This is a genomic window from Brasilonema bromeliae SPC951 (assembly GCF_012912135.1).
Classification (GTDB): domain Bacteria; phylum Cyanobacteriota; class Cyanobacteriia; order Cyanobacteriales; family Nostocaceae; genus Brasilonema; species Brasilonema bromeliae.
The window spans coordinates 1-6,688 of the sequence record NZ_QMEB01000304.1; the positions used below are offsets into that span (position 1 = coordinate 1).

General features: G+C 42.5%; 3 protein-coding genes. All 3 read right to left on the minus strand.

The annotated features are described in order from the left end of the window. Positions 1-443 precede the first annotated feature (443 nt). The 3 genes from DP116_RS26095 to dpsA all read right to left on the minus strand — a co-directional run bounded on the left by DP116_RS26095 (position 444) and on the right by dpsA (position 6,449). On the minus strand, positions 444-1,667 hold the full coding sequence (locus DP116_RS26095) for a sulfate ABC transporter substrate-binding protein (protein WP_169157918.1): 1,224 nt from the start codon (positions 1,665-1,667) through the stop codon (positions 444-446). Between the two features lie 434 nt (positions 1,668-2,101). Then, positions 2,102-5,347 carry a carbamoyl-phosphate synthase large subunit gene (carB, locus tag DP116_RS26100; protein ID WP_169157919.1) on the minus strand — a complete coding sequence of 1,082 codons (3,246 nt, stop codon included), beginning with the start codon at positions 5,345-5,347 and terminating at the stop codon, positions 2,102-2,104. A 547-nt stretch (positions 5,348-5,894) separates the two neighbouring features. Continuing rightward, a complete protein-coding gene (gene dpsA / locus DP116_RS26105; protein ID WP_169157920.1) occupies positions 5,895-6,449 on the minus strand; it encodes a DNA starvation/stress protection protein DpsA in 555 nt (184 codons plus the stop codon). Positions 6,450-6,688: the final 239 nt, after the last annotated feature.

The following is a 6,688-nucleotide window of genomic DNA, read 5'->3' on the forward strand; positions in this document are numbered from 1 at the left end:
TTCTAAGAATTCTTAAAATAAATCAACAATAACCATAATCATTTTGTGCTGGTACACGTCGTTTATTTAACATTGACGTTTTTGCAGTGGCGACTATGTGAAACTCGCACAGGACAAATACTTATATTAAATAATACTTATTTTTGAAATCCTCATTCTGGAAAATACGCCAGAGATTCACTTGTTATAGCGTGCAAGCAGGGGATTCCATTGGGCAACGCCGAACCTGTTGTGAAGGACTTCAATAAAACCACTTAGAGTATTTTATAAAAATTTTTACTTGTTTTGCTCTGAAGTTGTCAGTCAACAGGTTCGTTGATTATTTACGCACACGAAATCTGGCCAACCGTATCAAAAATCTCTGCATATAAGGATTCAGTCCAGGTGCATAGTGACGGTTGAGTCTAACAGCCATTAGCCCTTGAATACTCGCCTTGTGACCTCTAACGTGCGTTAGTCTGTGTATTAACACCACGCAGAATCTTGGCAAAAATGGCGTTGTCACTAAAAAACTTTTTCTGAATCACAGCCCAACCGCCATAATCATTAGTTGTTGCCAAAGTTTTGATCTGAGGGTATTTATCAACGAACTCTTTTGCTTGCGCTACACCCGGATCAATTGGTCGGTAACCAGTTTGGGCAAATATTTGTTGAGCTTCTGGGGTGTACAAATATTGAATAAACGCTTTTGCCACTTCCCGGGTGCCGTGCTTGTCCACATTTTTATCGACAATCGCAACTGGGTTATCAATCGAGAAATTGATATCCGGAACAACGTATACAGGTTTTTCGCCATTGAGAGCTTTCAGGTAAACTTCATTTTCGTAGCTGATCAAAGCATCCCCTTTGCCCCCCTTGAAAAAAGCATCAGTTGCTTCACGAGCGCTTTCAGGCAAGATGGGAACATTTTTATAGACATTAGTGACAAACTCTATTGCCTTAGACTCGTCGCCAGAGGCTTTCGTTGCTGCATTCCATAATGCGAGGAAGTTCCAGCGTGCGCTACCAGAGGTTATCGGGTTCGGCGTAATCACACTGACTCCATTTTTTGCTAAGTCTGCCCATGTTTTGATCCCTTTGGGATTGCCTTTACGAGTCACAATTGCAGCTACAGACTTGCTGACAATACTGTTGTTAGGAAATTCTTTTTCCCAACCTGGTTGAATCAATCCTGCTGTCTCAATCTTTAGAATATCTGGAGCGAGGGATAAATGTACCACATCAGCTTCTATCCCTCCTTGAATCACCGCAAGGGCTTGAGGGCTAGAGGCTCCATAACTCTGCTTAAAGGTGACATTTTGGTTATGCTCTTTTTTCCACTTTTCTACAAATTTGGGAATAATCTTGTCGTGGGCAGCTTTCGTGACAGAAAAGGAAACAAGGTTAAGTTCAATATTCTTCTGTTGAGCAACAAGGCTGGCATTATTTGCAGAATGAGTCCCTCTTGAAGTATTGCTACTACTTGCTGCATAAGCACTCATCGCCAAGCTCAAGCTGATCCCTACCAAAAAAAGGCACACAAAGCCTTGCAGAGAATGCCCGTTCAACCAACTTTTTATCGGTCTATGACTCCACTGTTTAATCCCTTGCCAGACTTGAACAACGTGAGTCTCAATTTTCTCAATCCAGTACGTTCCTGATTTTTTTGTATGTTGCCACTTGCTCATTAAAATTCTCCGACATGATTACGGAAACTTTAAAGATTTACCGTATTTTAGCGGCATTATACGTCAGTTAAGCAATGGTTTTACCGGAGATTCATGTTTCTTTAACTTCCTCGCGCCCTCGTCCCGCACTATAACGCAATACGGTTCAGTTAAGGATTTTTGGTGAGATTTAGTGATGTGTCGTGAAAGTGCATGCTACGTCTCTACATTGCCCTGCTGATAGGAATTTTAGTCTTAAGCTGTTACGCTTTTAACTTGCATATTATTTTGGTTTAGTCAATCATTGAAACCCTCTTCCCTTCTGCCTTCTGCCGTCTGCCTTCTGCCTTGCTGTTGTGCATTTTTAATGCACAACAGCTTATCACCAAGCGTATTGAACTATAACGGTACTCCGTGAGCGTGCCGGGATTGCTCTGGCGGACGGCAAGGTGCTATTAATTCACCGTTGTGTATTCTTGGATGATCCTCACATCTAAGGTTGTATTTTGTAAAGAACGGATAGCAGCGACAATCGCTTTTGCTCCAGCAATTGTGGTGGTGATGGGAATTTTGTAAGCCAAGGCTGTGCGACGAATGAGTCTACCATCACTTTGCGCTTCTTCCCCAGAGGGCGTGTTGATAATCAATTGAATTCTATGGTTCTTAATTGCATCTAAGACGTGAGGACGACCTTCATGCAGTTTCAGCACCAACTCTACATCTAAGCCATGTTCTTGAAGAACGCGACGTGTACCATCTGTCGCCATCACAGCAAAGCCCAAATTGATAAATTCCTGAACAACAGGAACCGCAGCCGCTTTATCGCGATCGTTCATGGTGAAGAATACTGTACCACTTAAGGGAAAACGCTCTCCAGCGCCCAATGCTGCTTTGGCAAAAGCGCGTCCAAAATCCTTGTCAATACCCATCACCTCACCAGTAGAGCGCATCTCTGGTCCTAAGATGATATCAGTACCAGGAAATTTGTTAAATGGTAAAACTGCTTCTTTAACCGCAATGTGGTCTGGAATAACTTCTTGGGTAAAGTTTAGCTCCTCCAATGTTTTACCCGACATAATTAAAGATGCGAGTTTTGCCAGTGGTATGCCAGTTGCTTTAGACACAAATGGGACTGTGCGAGAAGCACGAGGATTGGCTTCTAGGATGTAAACCTGGGGTGAATAACCTTGCGTGCCAACAACAGCAAACTGAATATTCATCAACCCGATAACATTGAGCGCCCTTGCCAACTCTACAGTCCAACTACGGATTTTTTCTAAAACGATTGGTGGTAAAGAAATCGAAGGTATCGTACAGGCAGAGTCTCCAGAGTGAATTCCCGCTTGTTCGATGTGTTCCATGATACCACCAATGACGACGCGTCCGGTGTGATCGGCGATCGCATCCACATCGACTTCAATGGCATTTTCTAAAAACTTATCAATCAGAATTGGATGTTCCGGTTCCACCTGCACGGCATAAGTCATGTAACGTTCTAGTTCAGCATCGGAGTAAACGATTTCCATCGCCCTTCCCCCTAACACGTAACTAGGACGCACCACCACTGGGTAACCAATGCGTTGAGCAACAACCAAAGCATCTTCGTAGGTACGAGCAATACCATTCGGCGGTTGGGTAATATTCAACTCTTGAAGAATTTTCTCAAACCGTTCCCGGTCTTCTGCTATGTCGATAGAATCTGGTGAAGTTCCCCAAATTTGAGTGCGAGTGCTGAGAGCTTTTTGTAGAGGAACGGACAGCTTTAACGGAGTTTGCCCACCAAACTGGACAATCACCCCAACTGGGTTTTCGGCTTCGATAATATTTAGGACATCTTCTTTTGTCAGCGGCTCAAAGTACAGGCGATCGCTCGTATCATAATCAGTCGATACTGTCTCAGGGTTCGAGTTAACCATTATTGTCTCATATCCCGCGTCTTTTAAAGCAAAAGCAGCGTGACAACAACAGTAATCGAACTCGATACCTTGCCCAATGCGGTTAGGACCACCTCCCAAAATCATCACCTTGGGTTTGGTAGTTGGCAGAATCTCCGTTTCTTCTTCGTAAGTCGAATAGTGATAAGGAGTAAATGCCTCAAATTCCGCAGCACAGGTATCTACCGTTTTGTAAACTGGAATCACATCCAGTTGTTTGCGATATTGCCGGACTTCGTCTTCGGTGGTTTTGGTGGCGTAGGCAATCTGGCGATCGCTATATCCCTGCCGCTTCACTGCATACATTTGCTCTTTTGTCAATTGCTGCAATGATGTCCGCTTGAGAAACTTTTCCACCTCCAGCAGTTCCTGCATCTTATCCAAGAACCACGGGTCAATACCCGTTAACTCGTAGATTTCCTCAACACTCATCCCTGTAAGTAAGGCATGACGCACAGCAAATATACGGTCAGGGTTTGGTGTCCGCAGTTGGGCGCGAATCTGATCACCGCTGGGTAATTTTTCCTTTTTGTCACAACCCCAGCCAGCGCGTCCGGTTTCCAAAGAACGCAATGCCTTTTGAAAAGACTCGTTGAAAGTCCGCCCAATCGCCATTGCTTCTCCTACCGACTTCATTTGTGTTGTCAGCACTTCTTCCGCACCGGGGAACTTTTCAAAAGCGAAGCGGGGAATTTTTGTGACAACATAATCAATTGTCGGCTCAAAAGATGCTGGAGTTTTCTTTGTGATATCATTTTTAATCTCATCCAGCGTATAACCAACTGCAAGCTTCGCCGCCATCTTGGCTATGGGGAAACCTGTGGCTTTGGAAGCCAAAGCCGAAGAACGAGAGACACGAGGGTTCATTTCAATGACAATCGTATCTCCATCGACGGGATTAACGGCAAACTGGATATTAGAACCTCCAGTTTCCACGCCAATCTCGCGGATAATTTTAATTGCCATATCCCGCAGTCGTTGGTACTCTTTATCGGTGAGGGTTTGGGCTGGGGCGACGGTGATAGAATCTCCGGTGTGGATACCCATTGGGTCAAGGTTTTCGATGGAACAGATAATCACAACGTTATCTGCCAAATCACGCATCACCTCTAACTCAAATTCTTTCCAGCCGAGGAGGGATTGGTCGATGAGAATTTGTGAAACGGGACTGGCGTCTATACCTGCTTGCGCCATTTCTGCAAATTCTTCTTCGTTGTAAGCAATACCGCCTCCGGTACCACCCATTGTGAAAGCGGGACGGATGATTAGGGGGTAGGTGCCAATTTGTTTGGCGATCGCCTTAGCTTCTTCCAGAGATGAAGCTGTCCCACTCGGACACATCTTCACCCCGATCTTTGTCATCGCTTCGTTAAAAAGTTTCCTATCTTCTGCTTTCTCAATTGCTGGCAGTTTAGCGCCAATTAACTCAACATTGTATTCCTCTAGCACTCCACTTTTCGCCAAACTCACAGCAATGTTCAGGGCAGTTTGCCCGCCCATCGTCGGTAGTAAGGCGTCGGGACGTTCTTTAGCGATGACTTTTTCAACCAATTCCGGTGTCAGCGGTTCGATGTAAGTACGATTCGCTGTTTCCGGATCAGTCATAATTGTGGCGGGATTCGAGTTGACCAGCACCACTTCATAACCTTCTTCTCGCAGCGCTTTACAAGCTTGGGTGCCAGAATAGTCAAACTCGCTGGCTTGTCCAATAACGATTGGACCAGATCCGAGTAGCAGAATCTTTCTGATATCGTCACGACGGGGCATAGTTTTTGGTTTGGAGTAAAAAAATATAAATCTTGATTATTTTAAGGGTCTTCACCCAATTAGTTACTTTGTTTATTATCAACTTTTCTTAGTTCTTTTATAGACAAAAGATAGAGGGCAGGTTACAGGTTACAGGTTTTTCTCTATACCATTACCCTGTCCAGTGTTCTTTTATCCTTTTTTTTTAGCAGTTTTATTTTATTCATTGATCATCAGACCTATCCATTTTTTTTGCAACTCTTTTCTATTTGAAATCGGGATTTTTCTCAATAACAAGAGAATCGGTTTTGACAAATATCTGATTTTCAACATTTAATCTTTTCTTAATGTTGAGTTCTGGTTAAATAAAAAAAGTTACTAATTATTTTTTATAACAACCCTAAAAATTAAAGATTATATTTTTTTGTTGACTTACATTAAAAATGGCAGAGAGATAAATAATCTTTCTCTCTGCCATTTTTTATAGTTGTTTAAGAACTAGTGCTTACAACTTTTGTTCTAGTCTAGTTAAATCACTCTCTCTTTATGAGTATATGAGTTGAGTATGTTAGTTTGAAGCAGGTTGAACAAATCCCAAAGTTAAGCTATCCTTGGCAAGGAAGTGAGACAAGTGATAAGCTCTTTCTTCTGTTTTCAACAGGATTTTTTCGTATAAATAGCGTGTAGCGCGGTCGCCCAAACTCTCTGCCTGTCCGGCTTGGCGGCGAATGACGCCAAGAATTGCTTGCTCTGCCTTCAGGTCATTTTCTACCATCTGACGGGAAGAATAGACACCATCTGGTTCTTGCTCAAAGCAACATAATTCTGCTAATTTGCGTAAGTTAGCAACAGGTACTCCACCCAATCCATCCAAGCGTTCTCCAATGTCATGAACATGTTCTTGGACTTCATTATAACTTTCGTTAAAAAACTCATGCAGAGAGTAGAACTCTGCACCTTCAACAACAAAATGATGCTTTTGGTACTGTAAGTACAGTGCTTGGAAACTAGCTAATACAACATTAAATCCTTCACAAACTGGCTCGGTTACACTTTTGTCCAAAAGGATAGGGTTGTCATATACTTGACCAAAATTTCGTAACAAAGTTTGCGTTTCAGACATTGTGGTTCTCCTAGCTTCTGGTAGATATAGTTGCTAACTTCTTAGTCTCTACATCTTAACATCGAAAAAATGATCACAAGATCGATCTATATCACGAATTTTTGACCTTTTTATGAAAAAAAAGCGATAACTTTCATTCCTTTTGAGAGATTTTCACACAAATGTTGCAAAATGTTCTAAACACTATTGACACTATTTTGTAAATATGTATTTATAAAGTTTGAACATAATATAGCTGT